This is a genomic window from Dyella sp. C11 (genome assembly GCF_003121485.1).
Taxonomy (GTDB): domain Bacteria; phylum Pseudomonadota; class Gammaproteobacteria; order Xanthomonadales; family Rhodanobacteraceae; genus Dyella.
Window position 1 is genome coordinate 59,700 of the sequence record NZ_QAVX01000005.1, and the last position, 17,032, is coordinate 76,731.

18 protein-coding genes are annotated in these 17,032 nt (G+C 64.0%); 5 read left to right on the top strand and 13 right to left on the bottom strand.

Going from position 1 to position 17,032, the window contains the following annotated elements:
• Positions 1-37 precede the first annotated feature (37 nt).
• The 3 genes from DK366_RS06820 to gloA form a co-directional block, all read right to left on the bottom strand.
• Positions 38-1,423 carry an amino acid permease gene (locus tag DK366_RS06820; protein WP_109124798.1) on the bottom strand — a complete coding sequence of 462 codons (1,386 nt, stop codon included), beginning with the start codon at positions 1,421-1,423 and terminating at the stop codon, positions 38-40.
• A gap of 27 nt (positions 1,424-1,450) precedes the next feature.
• Positions 1,451-2,104 (bottom strand): rhomboid family intramembrane serine protease, encoded by a 654-nt coding sequence (locus tag DK366_RS06825; RefSeq protein ID WP_109124799.1) that lies wholly within the window; start codon positions 2,102-2,104, stop codon positions 1,451-1,453.
• A gap of 130 nt (positions 2,105-2,234) precedes the next feature.
• Entirely contained in the window at positions 2,235-2,762 is a 528-nt protein-coding gene (gene gloA, locus DK366_RS06830; RefSeq protein WP_109124800.1) for a lactoylglutathione lyase, read from the bottom strand.
• A 99-nt stretch (positions 2,763-2,861) separates the two neighbouring features.
• On the opposite strand from gloA, the gene DK366_RS06835 reads away from it, so the two are divergent.
• Positions 2,862-3,503, top strand: coding sequence for an NAD(P)H-binding protein (locus DK366_RS06835; protein WP_109124801.1), 642 nt, complete (start codon positions 2,862-2,864; stop codon positions 3,501-3,503).
• A 90-nt stretch (positions 3,504-3,593) separates the two neighbouring features.
• Here the strand turns inward: DK366_RS06835 and DK366_RS06840 are convergent, their stop codons facing one another.
• From DK366_RS06840 to DK366_RS06850, 3 genes are all read right to left on the bottom strand, one after another.
• Entirely contained in the window at positions 3,594-4,319 is a 726-nt protein-coding gene (locus DK366_RS06840) for a C40 family peptidase (RefSeq protein WP_109124802.1), read from the bottom strand.
• Positions 4,320-4,574: 255 nt separating this feature from the next.
• The gene (locus DK366_RS06845) at positions 4,575-5,276 is read right to left on the bottom strand and encodes a YggS family pyridoxal phosphate-dependent enzyme (RefSeq protein ID WP_109124803.1); all 702 of its coding nucleotides are present in this window, start codon (positions 5,274-5,276) and stop codon (positions 4,575-4,577) included.
• Between the two features lie 98 nt (positions 5,277-5,374).
• A complete protein-coding gene (locus DK366_RS06850) occupies positions 5,375-6,799 on the bottom strand; it encodes a M20 family metallopeptidase (RefSeq protein ID WP_109124804.1) in 1,425 nt (474 codons plus the stop codon).
• A 210-nt stretch (positions 6,800-7,009) separates the two neighbouring features.
• Between DK366_RS06850 and DK366_RS06855 the strand changes: the two genes are divergently transcribed.
• The 4 genes from DK366_RS06855 to DK366_RS06870 all read left to right on the top strand — a co-directional run bounded on the left by DK366_RS06855 (position 7,010) and on the right by DK366_RS06870 (position 9,057).
• Positions 7,010-7,363 carry a helix-hairpin-helix domain-containing protein gene (locus tag DK366_RS06855; RefSeq protein ID WP_109124805.1) on the top strand — a complete coding sequence of 118 codons (354 nt, stop codon included), beginning with the start codon at positions 7,010-7,012 and terminating at the stop codon, positions 7,361-7,363.
• Positions 7,364-7,469: 106 nt separating this feature from the next.
• Positions 7,470-7,949: an SET domain-containing protein gene (locus DK366_RS06860; protein WP_109124806.1), complete on the top strand. Its 480-nt coding sequence runs from the start codon at positions 7,470-7,472 to the stop codon at positions 7,947-7,949.
• Between the two features lie 5 nt (positions 7,950-7,954).
• On the top strand, positions 7,955-8,494 hold the full coding sequence (locus DK366_RS06865; protein WP_109124807.1) for a GNAT family N-acetyltransferase: 540 nt from the start codon (positions 7,955-7,957) through the stop codon (positions 8,492-8,494).
• The gene (locus DK366_RS06870; protein ID WP_109124808.1) at positions 8,491-9,057 is read left to right on the top strand and encodes a HutD family protein; all 567 of its coding nucleotides are present in this window, start codon (positions 8,491-8,493) and stop codon (positions 9,055-9,057) included. The genes DK366_RS06865 and DK366_RS06870 overlap by 4 nt, the downstream gene beginning before the upstream one ends.
• 3 nt (positions 9,058-9,060) lie before the next feature.
• Here DK366_RS06870 and DK366_RS06875 read toward each other — a convergent pair whose 3' ends face one another.
• From DK366_RS06875 to DK366_RS06905, 7 genes are all read right to left on the bottom strand, one after another.
• Positions 9,061-9,963, bottom strand: a complete 903-nt coding sequence (locus tag DK366_RS06875) for a hypothetical protein (RefSeq protein ID WP_109124809.1) — start codon at positions 9,961-9,963, stop codon at positions 9,061-9,063.
• Positions 9,963-12,197: a M1 family metallopeptidase gene (locus DK366_RS06880; protein ID WP_232820944.1), complete on the bottom strand. Its 2,235-nt coding sequence runs from the start codon at positions 12,195-12,197 to the stop codon at positions 9,963-9,965. The genes DK366_RS06875 and DK366_RS06880 overlap by 1 nt, the downstream gene beginning before the upstream one ends.
• A gap of 76 nt (positions 12,198-12,273) precedes the next feature.
• On the bottom strand, positions 12,274-13,917 hold the full coding sequence (locus DK366_RS06885; protein WP_109124811.1) for a sulfite reductase flavoprotein subunit alpha: 1,644 nt from the start codon (positions 13,915-13,917) through the stop codon (positions 12,274-12,276).
• On the bottom strand, positions 13,914-14,885 hold the full coding sequence (locus tag DK366_RS06890) for an FAD:protein FMN transferase (RefSeq protein WP_109124812.1): 972 nt from the start codon (positions 14,883-14,885) through the stop codon (positions 13,914-13,916). Before DK366_RS06890 ends, DK366_RS06885 begins: the two co-directional genes overlap by 4 nt.
• 37 nt (positions 14,886-14,922) lie before the next feature.
• The gene (locus DK366_RS06895; RefSeq protein WP_109124813.1) at positions 14,923-15,735 is read right to left on the bottom strand and encodes a DUF4198 domain-containing protein; all 813 of its coding nucleotides are present in this window, start codon (positions 15,733-15,735) and stop codon (positions 14,923-14,925) included.
• Positions 15,736-15,753: 18 nt separating this feature from the next.
• Positions 15,754-16,269 (bottom strand): DUF2271 domain-containing protein, encoded by a 516-nt coding sequence (locus tag DK366_RS06900; RefSeq protein WP_109124814.1) that lies wholly within the window; start codon positions 16,267-16,269, stop codon positions 15,754-15,756.
• A gap of 105 nt (positions 16,270-16,374) precedes the next feature.
• On the bottom strand, positions 16,375-17,016 hold the full coding sequence (locus DK366_RS06905; protein ID WP_109124815.1) for a PepSY-associated TM helix domain-containing protein: 642 nt from the start codon (positions 17,014-17,016) through the stop codon (positions 16,375-16,377).
• Between the last annotated feature and the right edge of the window lie 16 nt (positions 17,017-17,032).

A 17,032-nucleotide genomic window follows, 5' to 3' on the forward strand; every position in this document is an offset into this window, starting at 1 on the left:
GCGGTAGCGCACGATGCGCTACCGCTTCACGCCTGCATCAACCGGCGTCGCCCGCCAGCCTTTCACGGCGCACCATGTGGTGCTGCACGTCAAACAGCTTGTACGCCACGCTCAACAGCAGCAGCCAAGCCACGCCCACGTAGAGCGCCACGCGCGTATCCGGGCTGACGCCCAGCATGACCACCACGAATGCGAAGAACAGCAGGCACAGGATGCCGCTGAAGGGCCACCAGCGAAGGCGGAAACCGGTGGGCTCCTCTCCCTTGGCGCGCAAATGGCGGCGGAAGCTGTAGTGAGCGAGCAGCACCATCGTCCACGTCCACACCGTGTTGAACGAGAGGATGGACATCATCATGCCGAACACCTTGGCCGGCAGCAGATAGTTAAGCAGCACCGCGAGCAACAACACCGCGAGCGTCGCCAGGATCGCCCGCACCGGCACGCCCTGATCGTTCACCGTGCCCAGCACCGCAGGCGCCTGTCCCTTGCACGCCAGGCTGTAGAGCATGCGACTGCCGCTGAAGGTGGTGCAGTTGAAACCCGAGAGAGCCGCCGTGATCACCACGAAGTTGATCAGGCCAGCAGCTTGCGGAATACCCAGCTTGGCGAACGTGGTGACGAACGGGCTGCCGTGCTCACCCAGCCCCGTCCACGGATAGATCGCCATGATCACGAACAGGGCGCCCACGTAGAAAATCAGGATGCGCCACAGCACCGAGTTCACCGCACGGGGAATGGTGCGCTCCGGCTGCGCCGCTTCGCCGGCGGCAATGCCTACGGTTTCCACGCCACCGAACGAAAACACCACTCCCGGCAGTGCGAGCACCATGCCCATCACGCCATGGGGAAACCAGCCGCCGTGCGACCACAGGTTCGACAGGCCCGTCGGTTGTCCGCCATTGCCCCAACCGAGATAGATGATGGCAAGGCCGCCTGCGATCATCGCCAGCACGGTGATCACCTTTACCAGCGTGAACCAGAACTCCATCTCGCCGTAGATCTTCACGGTGAGCAGGTTGAGTCCGCCGATCATCACCACGCTGCCCAGCACCCAGATCCAGCGCGGCCAGTCGGGAAACCATTCATGCATGTAGGCGCCCACGGCGGTGGCTTCCGCCATGCCGACGCCCACCATCAACAGCCAGTAATTCCAGCCCGTGACGTAACCGGCAAATGATCCGAGATAACGCTGCGCGTACACGCTGAACGATCCCGCCACGGGATCGCGCACGGTCATTTCGCCGAGCGCACGCATGATGATGAAGATCATCACGCCGCCCACCATGTAGGCGAACAACACCGAAGGCCCCGCCAGCTTGATCGCATCGGCCGAACCCAGGAACAGGCCCGCGCCGATGGCCATGCCAAGCGCCATGAAGGTGATATGCCGCGGCGTAAGGCGGCGCTGAAGATGCTGGGTCATGAAAACTGCCGGCGAAGAGAGGGGCGGTCAGAGCTGCAGGCGACGCCGCGGCTTGATGGGGAATTTGCCCCGCCAGTACTGGATAAGAAGGAAACCGCCGAGCATGCCGCCCAGATGCGCGAAGTGCGCGATGCCCGCTTGCGTGCCGGTCACGCCCATGTACAGCTCGGCCAACGCGTAGAGCGTGACGAAGATCCATGCCGAAATCGGAATCGGCAAAAAGATCAGCATCATCTTCTCGTACGGGAACAACATGCCGAACGCCAGCAGGATGCCGAAGATCGCGCCTGACGCACCCAGCGTCGGATAAAAGCCACCGGTGAACCAGTTCACCACCACCAGCTGTGCCAGCGCGGCCACCAGCAGGCAGACGAAGTAATAGAGCGTGAAGTTGCGCGCACCGAAGGCCCGCTCGATCGGGCCACCAAACATGAAGAGCGCCAGCATGTTCGAGAACAGATGCAGCGTATTGCCATGCATGAAGGCGTACGTCACCAGCTGCCAGGGCCGAAAGCCGATGGACAGCAGCTCACCGCTGGGCAGCGGCTGCACCTGATCCGGCCCCCACGGCCACAACGCGAAATGCACGATCAGTACATCGCCCAACACCTGCTGCAGCAGGAAGATCGCCACGTTGGCAATCAACAGGTTGCGCGTGACGGGGGGAAGGTCGAACGGCATGGCGGGGAAATTCCGTGAAGCAATCCCGCCAAGCGTAACCGCAGCGGCGGCATGCCGCCACGGTCAAAGGATGGGCAGCGCGGCGCCAAACACCTGAAAGGCAATGGAAACCGCTACCCGCCCGGCGCTATCAGCCGATGAAGGACGCCGGCTGCAGGATTTCGATCCAGTAGTCGTCAGGATCGCGGATGAAGGCGATCTGCTTCATGCGTCCGTCGGTCAGGCGCTTCTGGAAGGTCACGCCCATGGCCTCGAAACGCGCGCAGGCTTCCTCCACGTTCGGCACCGACACGCACAGATGACCAAAGCCGCGCGGCTCGGCGTTGCCGTGGTGGTAGTGGAACGCCTCGTCGTTCTCGGTGCCGTGGTTGTGCGTCAGTTCCAGCACGCCCGGCTGGCCAAGCACCCACGACAGGCGCGCGGCATCGTCGTCGGGGATCACGCTTTGATCCGGCACCAGCACCAGGTAGACGATGGTGAACGCGGCCTCCGCAAAATCCTGCCGGTGCACAGGCGTGAAACCGAGCACGCGTGTATAGAAGTCCAGGGAGCGCGCCAGGTCTTTCACGCGGATCATGGTGTGGTTGAACACATAGCCGCGGGTGGCGGCTTCGGGCGTCTGGACGCCCGGCATGGCAAGCAACGGGGAAAGCGACATCGACTTCGGTTCCGCAAAAAACGATTTCCCAACATGGGGTTCATCCCGCAACAGGCAACCCTTCCGCTGGAATAACGGACAACACCCTAGAATGTCGCCATGAACGCCGCGCCGCGCCACGTCCTGCTTGCCGGTGCCACCGGGCTGACCGGTGGAAAGCTCCTCGAGCTGCTGCTCGCGGACGATGCCGTTGCGCACGTGCTTGCTCCCACCCGCCGCGCCCTGCCTCCGAACCCCAAGCTGGAAAACCCGGTCGGCATGGTCAGTCATCTGATCGCGCAGTTGCACGGACAGGCGGACACGGTGATCTGCTGCCTGGGTACCACCATTCGCCAGGCGGGCTCACGCGAGGCGTTTCGCATCGTCGACTACGACTTGCCCGTATCGCTGGGCAAGCACGCGCGCGCGCTGGGCGCGAGCCACTACATGGTCATCAGCGCATTGGGCGCCGATGCCACGTCGCGGCTGTTCTACAACCGCACCAAAGGCGAAATGGAACTGGCGCTGCAAAAGCAGGGATGGCCACACCTCACCATCGTGAGGCCGTCACTGTTGCTGGGCGCACGACACAAGCCACGCATGGGTGAACTGCTCGCCGCACCCTTCTCCCGCGTGCTGCCCGGTCGCTGGCGCGGCATCGAGGCAGGCACCGTGGCTACCGCCATGTGGCGCCTCGCCAAGGCGCCTGGAAGTGGCTTGCGCATCGTGGAGTCGGACGAGCTGCAGCAGCTTGGCAGCTGATCCCGGCAACGCCCAGAGACACGCGCATGAATTCACGCGCATAAAAAAAGGCCGCCCAAGGGCGGCCTTCGACTGACGGTGACGTCCAAATCAGCTGCGGACCAGCGCACCCGGGCGCTTGGCGCCGGCGAAACGCTGTGCCCAGTACGACTCGTCCAGGCTGTCTACGCGCACGGTCTTGCCGCGCGAGGGCGAATGGATGAACTGGCCGTTGGCGATGTAGATGCCCACGTGCGAAACGCGGCCCTGGCCACGCTTGCCCGCGGTGCGGAAGAAAACCAGGTCGCCCGGCTTCATGTCGCTGCGGTCGACCTTCAGGCCGGCCAGGAACTGCGACGCGGAGTTGGTCGGCAGATCCAGGCCCACGGCATGGGCGAACACGTAGCGGACGAAGCCGCTGCAATCGAAACCGGTGGAGGGATCGCGGCCGCCGCGCACGTAACGGATGTCACGCAGCTGCATGGCCATGCTGATCAGGGTCTTGCGCAGGTCCGAGGTGTCGGCGGCCAGGGAGGCCACGGCACCATTGGCCACGCCTGCGTCCGGCATGCCATCGCCATCGGCGTCTTCGTCGTCGCCCCAACCAGCCGACGTGCCGGCAGCGGCCTTGGCGGTCTTGGCGGACTGAGCGGGAGCGGCGGACTGGGCGAGCATCGCGGCCGGCGAGAACACAGCCAGCTGGCCCATCAGGTTCGGCGTAACGGAAGCGGAAGGCGTACCGGCCGGAGCGGCGGTCAACGGTTCAGCGAAAAGCGGAAGGGACGTAAGCAGTGCACCAGCAAGCGCAGCAGCGGCGAAAATTCGCTTTGTTGGCATGTGGGACAAATCCCTTTGCAGTTCGAGAGTTAGGCGACCGGAAGGTGGAGGCCCCGTGATGGTGGAGTGAACTTAGCAAAGGGATCTAGATCGTTTGTTCGGATGGGGTTAACTGAACTCCGTCGTTTCGAAAACTGGCACGGCCTATGCTTAGGTGATAACCGACTGATTTACAAATGAAAACTGTGTCAAATTGGTTACATATTGATCAATTAGTGAACTAATTATTCAATTCGGTACCGTATGTTTTGCGACTTACCTCACACCAAAAATGGCCGTGCCGACCCGGATCTCGGTCGCTCCCTCGGCGATGGCGAGGGGGAAATCGCCACTCATGCCCATGGAAAGTCGCGGCAAATCATGGCCCTGCACCTTGGCGGCATCACGCAATTCACGCAGCTGCCGGAAACAGGCCCGCACAGCCGCCGGGTCATCCGACTGCACCGCCATGGTCATCAAGCCCCGAACCTGCAAGCGGTCATAGGGACGCAAGGCATCGAGGATGGCCGGCAGCTGTTCCGGCGGCAGTCCGTGCTTGCTGTCCTCCGGCGAGGTCTTGACCTCGATCAGCACGTCGATGACGCGGTCTTCGATGTCCAGGCGACGCTGCAACGCGTCGGCCAGTTCAAGCCGATCCAGCGACTGCACTTCGCTGGCCAGCCGTGCCACGTCCTTCGCCTTGTTGGTCTGCAGGTGACCGATCACCACCCAGTCGATCCGCTCGCCCGCCAGCGCCTCTGACTTGCTGCGGATTTCCTGCACCTTGTTCTCGCCGAAGCGATGCAGGCCAAGCGCCATGGCCACGCGCACCACGTCGGGACCAAAGGTCTTGCTGACAGGAAGAATCGACACCTCGTCCGGATCACGCCCTGCCGCATGGCAGGCAGCATCCACACGAGAACGGACGGACGCCCAGTTCGCAGCAAGGTAGGAAAAATGGTTGGGAGCGTCGGTCATCGCCGGCAAACCTTTTGGATACCGCGCGGGCATGATCCCGATGGATGGCACACGCCCAAACGCATCGCCCCGGCGCGAAGCCGGGGCGGTGATCAATGTCAGGCCTTGGCGCCCTGTTCGTAGTGGCGGGCCACCACATCGGCGACCACCATCGACACCTTCTTGCCGGTGGGGATGTGCAGGAACTCGTTCGGGCCGTGCGCATTGGAATGCGGGCCCAGCACGCCGGTGATGAGGAACTGCGCCTTGGGGAATTTCTCGCCGAGCATGCCCATGAACGGGATGCTGCCACCCTCGCCCATGTAGGCGGCCGGTGCGCCGAAGTAGGTTTCGGAGGCCTTGGCCACGGCTTCTTCCAGCCATGCCGACAGCTGCGGTGCGTTCCAGCCGCTGCCGTCCTTCTCCAGCTTGAAGCTGACCTTGGCGCCGTACGGCGGGTCCTTCTCCAGCAGCTCCTTCAGGAACTGGCCGGCCTTGGCACCGTTGAGCGTCGGCGGCACGCGCAGGCGCAGCTTCACCGAGGGCTTGGGACGCAGCACGTTGCCGGCGCGTTCCAGCGGCGGCATGCCGTCGACACCGGTCACGGCCAGCTGCGGGCGCCAAGTGCGGTTGAGCACGAGCTCGGTCAGGTCTTCGGTGACCGGGTGCATGCCCTTCACGAATGGGAACTTGCTGTACACCTCCGTGCCCAGCACGTCAGCCGACTTCTTGGCCTGGTCGATGCGCTGCTGCGGAATGTCGACGTACAGCTCCTTCGGCTTGATCGTGCCGGTTTCCTGGTCTTCCAGGCGGCTCAGCAAGTCGCGCAGGATGCGGAAGCTCGACGGCACCACGCCCGACGCATCGCCCGAATGCACGCCCTCTTCCAGCACCTGCACGGTGAGCTCGCCGCCGGTCATGCCGCGCAGCGACGTGGTGAGCCACAGCTGGTCGTAGTTGCCGCAACCGGAGTCCAGGCACACGACCAGCGAGGGATTGCCGATGCGGTCGGCCAGGTGATCCACGTAGTACGGCAGGTCGTAGCTGCCCGATTCTTCGCAGGCTTCGATAAGGATGACGCAGCGCGCGTGCGGCACGCCCTGCTCATGCAGGGCCAGCAGCGCGGCGAGCGAACCGAAGATGGCGTAGCCATCGTCCGCGCCGCCGCGGCCGTAGAGCTTGTCGCCCTTGAGCACCGGCGTCCACGGGCCCAGGCCTTCGGCCCAGCCGGTCATTTCCGGCTGCTTGTCGAGGTGACCGTAAAGCACCACGGTGGCATCGCCCTTGCCCGGCACTTCGATGTAGATGAGCGGCGTGCGACCTTCCAGGCGCACCACTTCGAGCTTGGCACCCGGCAGCGACGACAGCTTGCTCTGGGCCCACGTCTCCATCAGCTTCACCGCGGCATCCATGTAGCCGTGCTCCACCCACTTGGGATCGAACATGGGCGACTTGTTGGGAATGCGGATGTATTCGACCAGCTGCGGCACGATTTCCTCATCCCACAGTCCGCTGATGAAACGATTGAGGCGGGCGGTATCCATGGGTGACTCCTGCAGCGTGGGGAAAGACCGACATTGTATCAGCCCGTGAAAAACGGCCTCCACAACGGACCCGCACACAGCGCTGACACGAAAAGCACGGCAATTCCCACGTGTCCAAGGCAGGCGTGCCGACTGTCCGAATAAGGCCCGACACGCGCAAAGTCGACGGGCGGCCGGGGAGCCGCTTCATCCACTTTCGGGGAGATATCCATGATCAAGAAGATCGCACTGTTGCTTTTGGCTGCCGCGCTGACCTGGCCGGTGTTTGCTGCCACGCCCGTCAACATCAACAAAGCCGATGCGGCCACGCTGGCCAGCTCACTGGATGGCATTGGCCCGTCGAAGGCTGCCGCCATCGTCGCCTACCGGGACGAACACGGCCCCTTCAAGAGCGCCGACGACTTGTCGCACGTGAAGGGCGTCGGCGCGGCCACGCTGGAACGCAACCGCAGCGCGATCCTGCTGGGCGACGCCTCGGAGCCGGCCAAGCCCGCCGCCAAGCCGGCTGCAGCGCCCGTTCCGGCCAAGGCCAAGGCCAAATCCGCCGGCAGCGCCAGCGAATAACCAAACTGCATCAATCGCTTGCGTTCACAAATGGCATCCGACGGGGTATGGAAACCCCGTTCGGATGCGCCTACACTCGCCCGCCTTGCCATCGGTTAGGGCTGACATGATTGTTCCGCGTTATTCCATAGCGCCGTCGAACATCGCTGGTGCGGGTCAGGGGCTGTTCCTTGAAGAAGACGTCTCCGCCGGACAGATCGTCACGGCACCGGACGCTATTGACCGCACCTACCGCTACGACGAACTCGTGAGTTCGCCGGAGCTGTCGGCCCAGCTGTATGCAAGCGCCCGTTGGTTCCAGGACCGTTACACCGTGTCCCCGGACTGGCCGGACGAATGTTTCGTCAACCACAGCTTCGAGCCCACGGGGCTGTGGCATCTGGGCTTCGTGTTCGCCGCTCGCGACCTGGCGGCAGGCACGGAGATAACGGTGGATTACCGCCACCTTTTGCCTCCGGGCGAGGAAGAGGTCTTCGTTGATGCTGCCACCGGGCAGCGCATCGTGGGCCTGCCATGGATCGAAAGCCTTCGGACGAGCACTCACGCTTTGGCGGCCCTGCTCGATGGCACCCGACTTGCTAGCTGAAGATCATGATCGACATACCTGTCATTGAAACGGCGCGCCTGCGCCTTACCGCCCTCGCCGAACGGCATTTCGACGACTACGCCGCGATGCTGGCGGACCCCGTCAGCACTCGCTGGATCGGCGATGGCCAGCCGCTGGACCGCACCAACGCCTGGCGTTCGCTTGCCATGCTGATCGGCCACTGGCAGCTGCGCGGCTACGGCATGTGGGCGCTGGAGCTGAAGGACACCGGGGAATTCATTGGCCGCGCCGGCCTGATGCGCCCCGAGGGCTGGCCGGACCTGGAACTCGGCTGGATGCTCAAGCCGGACTTCCGCCACCACGGCTACGCCACCGAAGCCGGCAGCGCCATCCTCGATTTCGCCTGGCACACGCTTGGCGCGCCGCGCGTGATCAGCCTGGTGAAGATCGGCAACGAAGCCTCCGACCGCCTGGCAGAACGACTGGGTGGCGAACACATCGACGACATGGATTTCTTCGGCGCACACAACCACGTGTTCGCCTACTACCCGCCCTGCCCCGAGAAACGGCGCGCCTGGGCATGAGCCAGCTCAGCCGACTGCCCGTCGACAGCCTGCAGGGCGCGCATTGCGCCAAGGGCACGGCGTTCATCACCCCGATCGCCTGCGGTCCGGATGACGATGCCTGGCAGTGGCAGATGACCATGATCGGCATGGAACAAGAGGTGGACTTCCCGGCACATGCTGACCTGCGTCGGCAGTTCGTGCCGCTGGACGCGCCCGTGGACATCGCCTTTCCCGATGGCCGTACCCAGCACGTCACGCGTTTCCAGATGACGCAGTTCGACGGCAGCAACGATCCGCAAGCCTGCCTGCCCACCGCGCCCACGCGCACCTTCAATCTCAAGCTGCGCGGCGACGCCCAGGGCGAACTCATCGCCCGTCCGTTGAATGGCGCCATGGTGCTGCTGGCACCGGCGGGCTGGCGCTGGTTCGTGCTGCTGTTGTCCGGCCGCGCCAACGTCATCGCCGATCACCGCTCCCAGCAGCTGGAAGCGAACGACATGCTGTGGATCGACCCGATCCCGAGCCACCCGATCCGTATCGAAGGTGGCGGCGAGATCGTGCTTGCGCGGATTCCCGCCTGACCCTTACAGGCTCGATCGACGTCCCATGCCCAGCGAACGGCCGACATCGGCCAGCGCGAACAGGCGTGCGATGCGCATCCAGCCCAGCGCCAGCACCACGAGCTGGGTAAGCAGGAAGGCGAACAGCAAGCCTTGCGTTCCCACCGCCAACGTCTGCACGCGAAGCAGGCCGAAACCCAGCGCGATGGCGAAGCCGATGGCCGTGACCAGCAGGTAGACGAACAGCGTCGATACAGGCCGCCTTAGCACCTGCAACAGCCCGCGCAGCAAGGCTACCGTCGCGGAGCGCAATCCCGTGTCCGTGATGAAAGCGGCGCGCGCCGATTCCACCCAAGCCTGTGCCAGCACGACGAGCAGCGCGGCAACGGCCAAGGCGATGTGCTGCGCCGCATCCGCCTGCGATTGCAGCACGGCCAGATCCTCGTGATCGTCGGCGCGGTCGAACCCCATCTGCACCAGCAACCCGGCAAGCACATACGGCACGACCGACCACAACGTGAGTCGGAACATGCGCCCGTATTCCGTCAGCCCGCCACGCAGCAAGTCGCCGAAGCCCAGCGTGCGACCGGCCCGTCCCATGGCGACAACCATGCCGTTGAGCCACGGCATCACGAGCAGCAAGAGCAACAGGCTGGCCAGACCGGCACCGTGCAGGACCGCGTGCTCGCGCGACAAAGCCATCACGGTATCGCTGAACATCAATCCGTCGAACCCGCGCGCCCAGGCATGCGCATGGGTGGAGCGATCCAGCAACGCCCCCAGCGCCTGCAACATGGGCAACGCGGCCACGGATGTGGTGATCAGCGTGGCCAGCAGCCATAGCAATAACAGGCGCCACTGGAAGGCAGTGAATGGCGCCATCATCACGGCACCGAAATCGACGCGACGAGAATTCTTGTAGGCCATTACAGCGTCACCAGCAAGGCGTAGAGGGATTGCATCAAGGCCGCAAAATCCGCGGTCCAGCGACGCGAGGCCGACGGATCGGTTTTCACCGAACGACTGTCGTTGAGCTTGTCGGCATCGAGCAGGATCTTTTGCTCGGGGTCCAACTCCGCCGACGCCACTTTGGACGGCCCCGTGAAGACGAAGCGCGCCCAGCGGCGGTCGTCATCCCAATGCACGTCTTCGTGGCTGCCATCGGCAAACGTGACACGCAGGATCTGCGGTACGCGCGCGCCCTCGCGAACGACCGTAACCGTGCCTCGCCAAGGAAAAGTGCCGGTCTTCTTTCCATCGGTGTCAGACGATTGCTTGTCCCAGGCATCGCGCTGCTTCTGCACCTGCTTGTCGCGATCGTCGGCCGTGAATTCGCTGCGCTCGCCCTGCTTCACCCAGCTACCGGCCAGTGGCAGTACTTCCTGGTTGTCGATGGATTCGATGCGGTCGTCGATGTGGGACGTGCCATAGACGAACTGGTCGAAAACCTCGTTCACCGCACGTGCGTTGCCCGATACATCGATCAACGTGGCGCGCAGGTCGGCCACGGACGGATGGCGGAAATGCCAGCGGCGGTAGTACTCGCGCATGGCACGCGCCATCACGTCGTGGCCAAGCCGCTCTTCCAGATCGTGCATGGCCGTGGCGGTGCGGGAGTAACCCGTGCCGTAGCTGGAACTGGAAAAGCGATCCCAGCTGTTCTGGCCCAGTGGATCGAAAGGATGCGACAGACCCGCATCCACGCGCTCGGAAACGAACACGTCCATCGATGGCGTGATGCCCGCGCGGCGCAGCCACGTGCCTGGGGTGAGGATGCGCTGGTTGCGTTCGCGCAGCATGCGCTCGTCCCAATACTCGTTGATGCCCTCATCGAGCATCGGCTCTTCGAATTCGTTCGAAGCGAGCAAGCCATAGAAGTAACCGTGGCCGAATTCGTGGATGGTCACGAAGTCGATGTTCCACTGGTCCATCGTGTCCTTGTCGATCTCCTTGTCGCCTTCGGCCGTGAAGAAGGTCGGGTACTCCATGCCGCCCGCTTCCTGTGCGTTGAACGGTGGCACCACGGCCGTCACCGTGTGGTACGGATAAGGACCCAGCGTGTTGGAGAAATAGGTCAGCGAATCCAGCGTGGCCTTGAGCACGGGCTTGGCGCTCGCCACGTATTCGGGCGGATAGATCACGCGTACGGCCACTTTCGGGCTGCCCGGGCCTTGCCAGTGGTCGTCCAGCGTCCGGTAACCCTTGGCCGCGACCCAGGCGAAGTCGTGCACGTCGTCCTGCACGAAGTGATAGGTGGTCTTGCCGTCCTGCTCCGTGGGCTCGTCCTGCTGCGCACCGACGGCACCGACGGTGTAGTCGGAAGGCACCGTCACGCGCACGTCATAGCTGCCGAAATCGGCATAGAACTCGCTGTTGAAATGGAATTCGTGCGCATTCCACTGCACCTGCGTGGCGCCCCGCTCGCCGGGCAGTTCAAGGACGGCGATCTTGGGAAACCACTGCGCGACAAGATTGAAATCGCCCCACCAGCCGGTGCGCTCCACCACGCGCGGCAGCTGGCTGATGAAGTCGATATCCAGCGTCAACGTGGCGCCCGGAAGCACGGGTTCGGCCAGGTCGATGCTGGCGACGGTCTGGTCGGTCGCCGGGCCGTCGTCCGGATGCACGAAGCTCCACTTCAGTGCGGCATTGCCCTGCTGCACGGACTTGAGGTCGATCCAGCCCCACTCGCCCTTTTTCAGCGCCGCGTTGCCGCGCGAATGACCATGCGCAGTGAGTACGTTGCGTTCGGTGAAGAACGTGCTGCCCTCGTTCTGGAAGGCATTGAGATACAGATGCAGGTAGATGCGGCTGACCGGCTGGTTGCTGCGGTTACGCCAGGTCAGCTGCTCGCTGCCGGTGACCGTGTGTTTGGCGGCGTCCAGTTCCGCGTCGATGCGGTAGCCGACCACACGATCGGACAACGTGGCCTCTTTGCCGGTACGAATACCGCCCCAGGCATCGGGCGCACTCGCCTCATGCGGTGCGGAGGCATGGGCCTTGGCAAGGGGAATGGCCACCGGAACCACCACGCTGGTCGCGGGTGCCGGAGTGGACGTAGTGGGCGCGGGCGCATTCTGCGCGGCGGCGACCGATGACACCATCAAACTGCAGGCCAGCAACCACCCACGGCGCGGCATGCCTTCCATCCGTATCCCCATGTAACCCTCCCCCGAAGGAACGCCCAGCCTGCGGCATCGGCGCATGGCCATCCTATAGGCCAAAGGTCACGGTGACTCAATAGACGTCGCGGCGATAGCGGCCTTGTTCACGCAGTTGTTCCACCACGGCATCGCCCAGCGATGCACGCAGCACCGCGTCCACGCCCGGTGCCATGCCGGCAAGGCTGCCGCAGACATAGATGGCTGCGCCCTGCGCCACCCATGTGCGCAAGGTGTCCGCGTGTTCGCCCAGGCGATCCTGCACATAGGCGCGCGTATCGCCTTCGCGTGACCAGGCAAGGTCAAGTCTTTCGAGCGCGCCTTGCGCCTGCCACCGCTGAATCTCGTCGCGATGGTAGAAATCGTGACCGGGTTGGCGTTCGCCAAACAGCAGCCAGTTGCGGTGATGTCCGGCGGCGATGCGCGCTTTCAACAGCGCGCGAAGACCCGCGAGCCCGGTGCCGTTGCCGATCAGCAGCAGCGGCCTATCATCGGCGGGCGCATGGAAGCCGGGGTTGGCGCGAATACGCAGCGCAATCTCGCCACCCAGCGGGGCATGCTGCGTGAGCCAGCCAGAACCGATGCCTGGCGAGCCATCCTCGCGATGCATGCGTCGCACGAGCAAATGCAGCGCGCCATCCGATGGCAACGAGGCAATGGAATATTCGCGATGCGGTAGCGGCTGCAGCGTGGCAACGACCTCTGCCGGCGACATGCCTTTTTCGATGCCATTGTCTGGAAGATGACTTTCAGCGAGCCATTCGCGCAACGACGCACGCCTTCCTTCGCGTTCGACCTGCGCATCGCCATCCATCGTCCTCGCGGCAAGCCAGCGTTCGACGTCGCTGGTTGCATGTCGCGGCCCGATCTCCACCAGGTCACCGGCCTGCCAAACGGCATCACCCTCATACGGACGCAAGGCAAGATGAAAACACGCACCACCAACACTGCCCGGGTTGAGCAGCGTGCGTTCCACGAGTCGCCAGCGCTGATATTCCGGCGGCTGCCAATCCGGCAGTTCGACGGCACCTGACAAGACGGCGAGATGGTGCTGCCAATGGCGCAAGGCCGCCGCGTCGCCGTTGTCCACTTCCACCGGATCGAACAGCGGCGCCGCACCGCTTTGCTGCAACCAGTGTTGCAACGCGCGGCCGAAACCGCAGAAATCCTCGTAATCGCTGTCGCCCAACGACAGCAAGCCATAGCGCAGCCCTGCCAAGGCTTGCGGTGCACGCATGGCCTGCATCACGAAACGTGCAGCGCTGTCCGGCGCATCGCCTTCGCCTGTCGTGCTTGCCACGAAAAGCACGCGATCGGTGACAGCAAGCATCGCTACATCCAACTGGCCCAGTTCAATCAGACTCACCGAGGTGCCTGCCTTTTGCAGGCTATGTGCCGTCTGTTTCGCCCATTGCTCGGCGGTGCCGGTCTGGCTGGCGTACGCAACCAACAGCGCTTGCTGCGATGACTGGGCCGATGGCTCAAACACCACCGATGCACCAGCAGCACGACGACGATGCCATCCGAGCCCAACCGTAAAGGCAGCCCACACCAGCAGCACGGCGGCAGCGGCCAGCTCATGCGAAGCGCGTGGCACCACCCAGTCGCCATCTTTCGCATGCCACATCATCAGGCCGCCAATCATCAGCGCCAGCAGCACCCACAGCACCACATTGCCCCAGGCGGGGCGCGGCAACGACACGGCAGAGGTGGCGCTCATGACGCCAGCGCTGCCTCGAAAGCAGGTGACAGGCGTTCTTCCAGGCCGTTCGTACCGCGCAGGATGAACATCACCGCGAGTCCGCGTTCGCTTGCATAAGCGAGGCCTTTTTCGGGCCCGAGCACCGTCATCAACGTGCCCATGGGATCGGCACTCATGGCATCCGCCGCGAGCACGCTCACCGACGCCACGGTATGAGGCACGGGCCAACCGGTGTGCGGATCGATGTGATGGGAATACGTGGTGCCATCGGCTTCGAACTGGCGGCGATAGTCGCCCGAGGTAGCGATGGCACGTCCGCTGAGGCACACCACCTGGCTCAACTGGTCGGCATGTTGCACAGCGCCCAGGGCAGCACCGGGACGTTCGATGCCGATGCGCCACGGCGACCCATCCGGCTTTCGACCCTTGCCCTTCAGTTCACCGCCGACCTCGACCAGCCAGGCTTCAATGCCCAGGCCATCGAGATGGCGACCGAGCAGATCGACGCTGTAACCCTTCGCCACCGAGGACAAATCCAGGTAGATGCCACCCGGTTGATACACGCCATGCGTGGCGGCATCCAGCTTGATGTGCCACCAGCCGATGCGTGCCCGCATGGCATCGATGGATTCGCGCGATGGCGGCTCATGCTGCATCGCTGCGGGGCCGAAGCCCCACAGATTCACCAACGGCCCCACCGTGGGGTCGTAGGCACCCTCGCTGTCACGTGCCACGTGCAGTGCATGCCTGACCACCTCGAAGCATTCGGCAGGCATCACATGCCAGGTGCCCGCCGGTGCGGCGTTGAAACGTGACAGCGCGGAAGCGGGCTTGTACGTGCTCATCTGGTCATCGACCAGATCGAGCACGCCTTGTATGCCCTGTGCGCACGACGCGAGCGACAAGCCTGCCGGCATCACGGCGCGCACCGACCAGAAGGTGCCCATGGTTTCGCCCTGTACGGATTGCACGGCGACGTAACTCATGGGCAACTCAGTTCGCGGAGGGGAACCACGCCGCGCATTACTGCGGCAGCACTTCCAGCGTGGCGGCGTACGAAAGACGACGCACCTTCGCCTGCTTGATGCTGCTCTTGTCGTCCTGCGTGCTGGCGTTCACCCAGTACATGCCGGCATGCGGCCAGGTGATGTTGAACTTGCCGTCCTTGTCAGTGGTGACGTCGATTTCTTCGGGCGCATTGCGGTAACGCGTTTCGCCGGCAATCGCCATCACCTTCAGGTTGGACGCCGGCTTGCCGTCGATCAGCAGCTGGAACGTGGCGGCTTCGCCCGAGGCCAGGTCGGTGACGTTGGTCACCGGCACCAGCTCAAGCCCCTTGCCGCTGGGCTTGAGTGCACCGTTGCTGGGCTTGCCGTTGGTGACGAACGTTTCCACGCGACTGATCGACTCGGACACTTCGACGTTCTTCGCATTGGACGGAATCTGCTTGGACAGGTCCGCCGCATCGCCACGCCAGCGCTTCTTCTGGCCGTCCACTTCATAGTTGGCGAACAGGCCACCGTTCACCGCGGCGATCTTGTACGTGCCGGGCTGGGTCAGATGCACGTCGAACGTGCTGCGGTACTGGCCCGTCAGTGCGTTCTCGGCTTTGGCCGTCTGGCCGTCCGGTGCGGTGATCGTGACGCGGTCCAGCGCCACCGGCATATGGTCGGGATAGAACAGGTCGTTGGACACGGCGGCATCCACCGTCACCCAGGGATCGTTGCCCGACACGTTGGTGGCCGAGGGCACCATCCACATCTTGTGTGCCTGCGCCGAGAGCGGCAGCACCAATGCCAGCGCGAGCGCGCCCCACTTCATGGAATGCTTGATCATGATGTTGTCTTCCTTCGATTACGGGGCGAGATCGACCTTGACGGCACCCAGCTCGGTGCTGCCCTGGCCAGACAGTTGCTGCGGCGCAGTGGCAGGCCAGGTGAACGGCACGCGCACCACTTCGCGGCCTCCGGTTTCACGTGCGGCTTCCACCACCAGATCGTATTTGCCCGGGGCCAGGTCACCCAGCGGCGCCTTGCCTTCGTGGAAATTGAGCTTCTGGTCGCCGGCCGGACGCGTTGCGCCGGACACGCCGTCCACCGGCATCTGCAGCTCGCGGCCACCGCGGCGCCACCACTGGCGCAGCTCGGGCAGCCACTTGGTGCCGGCACCTTCCTTCGATTCCTTCTGCGCATACCACACAGCCAGTTGCGCGGCGACGGAATGGTCTTCGCGCTCCACCCACACGGCGGTGTACGGGCGGTGGTACTCCGCCACATTGAGCTGCGGAATCTGCACGGTGACGTTGAGGTCCGCAGCCACGGCAGGCGTGGCGAGCAGGAGCGCGGGGAGAGTCAGGGAAATGCGGCGCATGGTTTCCTCGAATGGCGGCGAGAAGAAATGGGAAGAACGTGGCAAACGTTGAACGGCGCACGGCGGGCGACGGTGATCTTCACGCGCGCGCCCTCACCTTTCATGTCAGTGGATGAACAACAGCGCGAGCACCAGCGGCAGCACCAACCCGAACGCCACCAGCGGCCAGGTCGCGCCGCGCTGTGCGGCATGCATCTTCAACAGCAACAGCCCGGTGATCGAAAAGATCACGCAGGCCAACGCAAACACATCGATGAACAAGCCCCACGCCGGTCCCGCGTGGCGGCCTTTGTGCAAATCATTGAGATAGGCAATGACGCCACGCGACGTGCGCTCGGCTTCCACCTTGCCGGTTTCGCGATCGATGCTTACCCACGCGTCGCCACCGGGGCGCGGCATGGAAATGTAGATTTCGTCCGACCAGTCGCCCGTGCGGCCGGCAACGTCGAAACCCAGCGAGGACGAAACCCAGTCGGCGACGGCACCGGGCAATGCGACGCCCTTGCGTTCGTCGTCGCCCGCGACGGCCTTGAGCAGCGACGCGGGCAATTGCGCGCTGCGATGCACGGTGGTCGCCTGCGCCTCGATCTGGCCGGCATGGTTGAGCGTGAAACCGGTGATGGCAAACAGCAGCATGCCCACCAGGCACATGGCCGAGCTGATCCAGTGCCACTGATGGAGCTGCTTGAGCCAGAACGAACGGCTCGATCCCATCTTGCTGTTGTGCGAGCGCGCCGCTGATTCCATGCCTGTCTTTCAGGGA

Bases quoted from the DNA above. Each gene is read 5' to 3' on its own strand.
- DK366_RS06820 (WP_109124798.1), bottom strand. From the start codon at position 1,423: ATGACCCAGCATCTTCAGCGCCGCCTTACGCCGCGGCATATCACCTTC.
- DK366_RS06825 (WP_109124799.1), bottom strand. From the start codon at position 2,104: ATGCCGTTCGACCTTCCCCCCGTCACGCGCAACCTGTTGATTGCCAAC.
- gloA (WP_109124800.1), bottom strand. From the start codon at position 2,762: ATGTCGCTTTCCCCGTTGCTTGCCATGCCGGGCGTCCAGACGCCCGAA.
- DK366_RS06835 (WP_109124801.1), top strand. From the start codon at position 2,862: ATGAACGCCGCGCCGCGCCACGTCCTGCTTGCCGGTGCCACCGGGCTG.
- DK366_RS06840 (WP_109124802.1), bottom strand. From the start codon at position 4,319: ATGCCAACAAAGCGAATTTTCGCCGCTGCTGCGCTTGCTGGTGCACTG.
- DK366_RS06845 (WP_109124803.1), bottom strand. From the start codon at position 5,276: ATGACCGACGCTCCCAACCATTTTTCCTACCTTGCTGCGAACTGGGCG.
- DK366_RS06850 (WP_109124804.1), bottom strand. From the start codon at position 6,799: ATGGATACCGCCCGCCTCAATCGTTTCATCAGCGGACTGTGGGATGAG.
- DK366_RS06855 (WP_109124805.1), top strand. From the start codon at position 7,010: ATGATCAAGAAGATCGCACTGTTGCTTTTGGCTGCCGCGCTGACCTGG.
- DK366_RS06860 (WP_109124806.1), top strand. From the start codon at position 7,470: ATGATTGTTCCGCGTTATTCCATAGCGCCGTCGAACATCGCTGGTGCG.
- DK366_RS06865 (WP_109124807.1), top strand. From the start codon at position 7,955: ATGATCGACATACCTGTCATTGAAACGGCGCGCCTGCGCCTTACCGCC.
- DK366_RS06870 (WP_109124808.1), top strand. From the start codon at position 8,491: ATGAGCCAGCTCAGCCGACTGCCCGTCGACAGCCTGCAGGGCGCGCAT.
- DK366_RS06875 (WP_109124809.1), bottom strand. From the start codon at position 9,963: ATGGCCTACAAGAATTCTCGTCGCGTCGATTTCGGTGCCGTGATGATG.
- DK366_RS06880 (WP_232820944.1), bottom strand. From the start codon at position 12,197: ATGGGGATACGGATGGAAGGCATGCCGCGCCGTGGGTGGTTGCTGGCC.
- DK366_RS06885 (WP_109124811.1), bottom strand. From the start codon at position 13,917: ATGAGCGCCACCTCTGCCGTGTCGTTGCCGCGCCCCGCCTGGGGCAAT.
- DK366_RS06890 (WP_109124812.1), bottom strand. From the start codon at position 14,885: ATGAGTTACGTCGCCGTGCAATCCGTACAGGGCGAAACCATGGGCACC.
- DK366_RS06895 (WP_109124813.1), bottom strand. From the start codon at position 15,735: ATGATCAAGCATTCCATGAAGTGGGGCGCGCTCGCGCTGGCATTGGTG.
- DK366_RS06900 (WP_109124814.1), bottom strand. From the start codon at position 16,269: ATGCGCCGCATTTCCCTGACTCTCCCCGCGCTCCTGCTCGCCACGCCT.
- DK366_RS06905 (WP_109124815.1), bottom strand. From the start codon at position 17,016: ATGGAATCAGCGGCGCGCTCGCACAACAGCAAGATGGGATCGAGCCGT.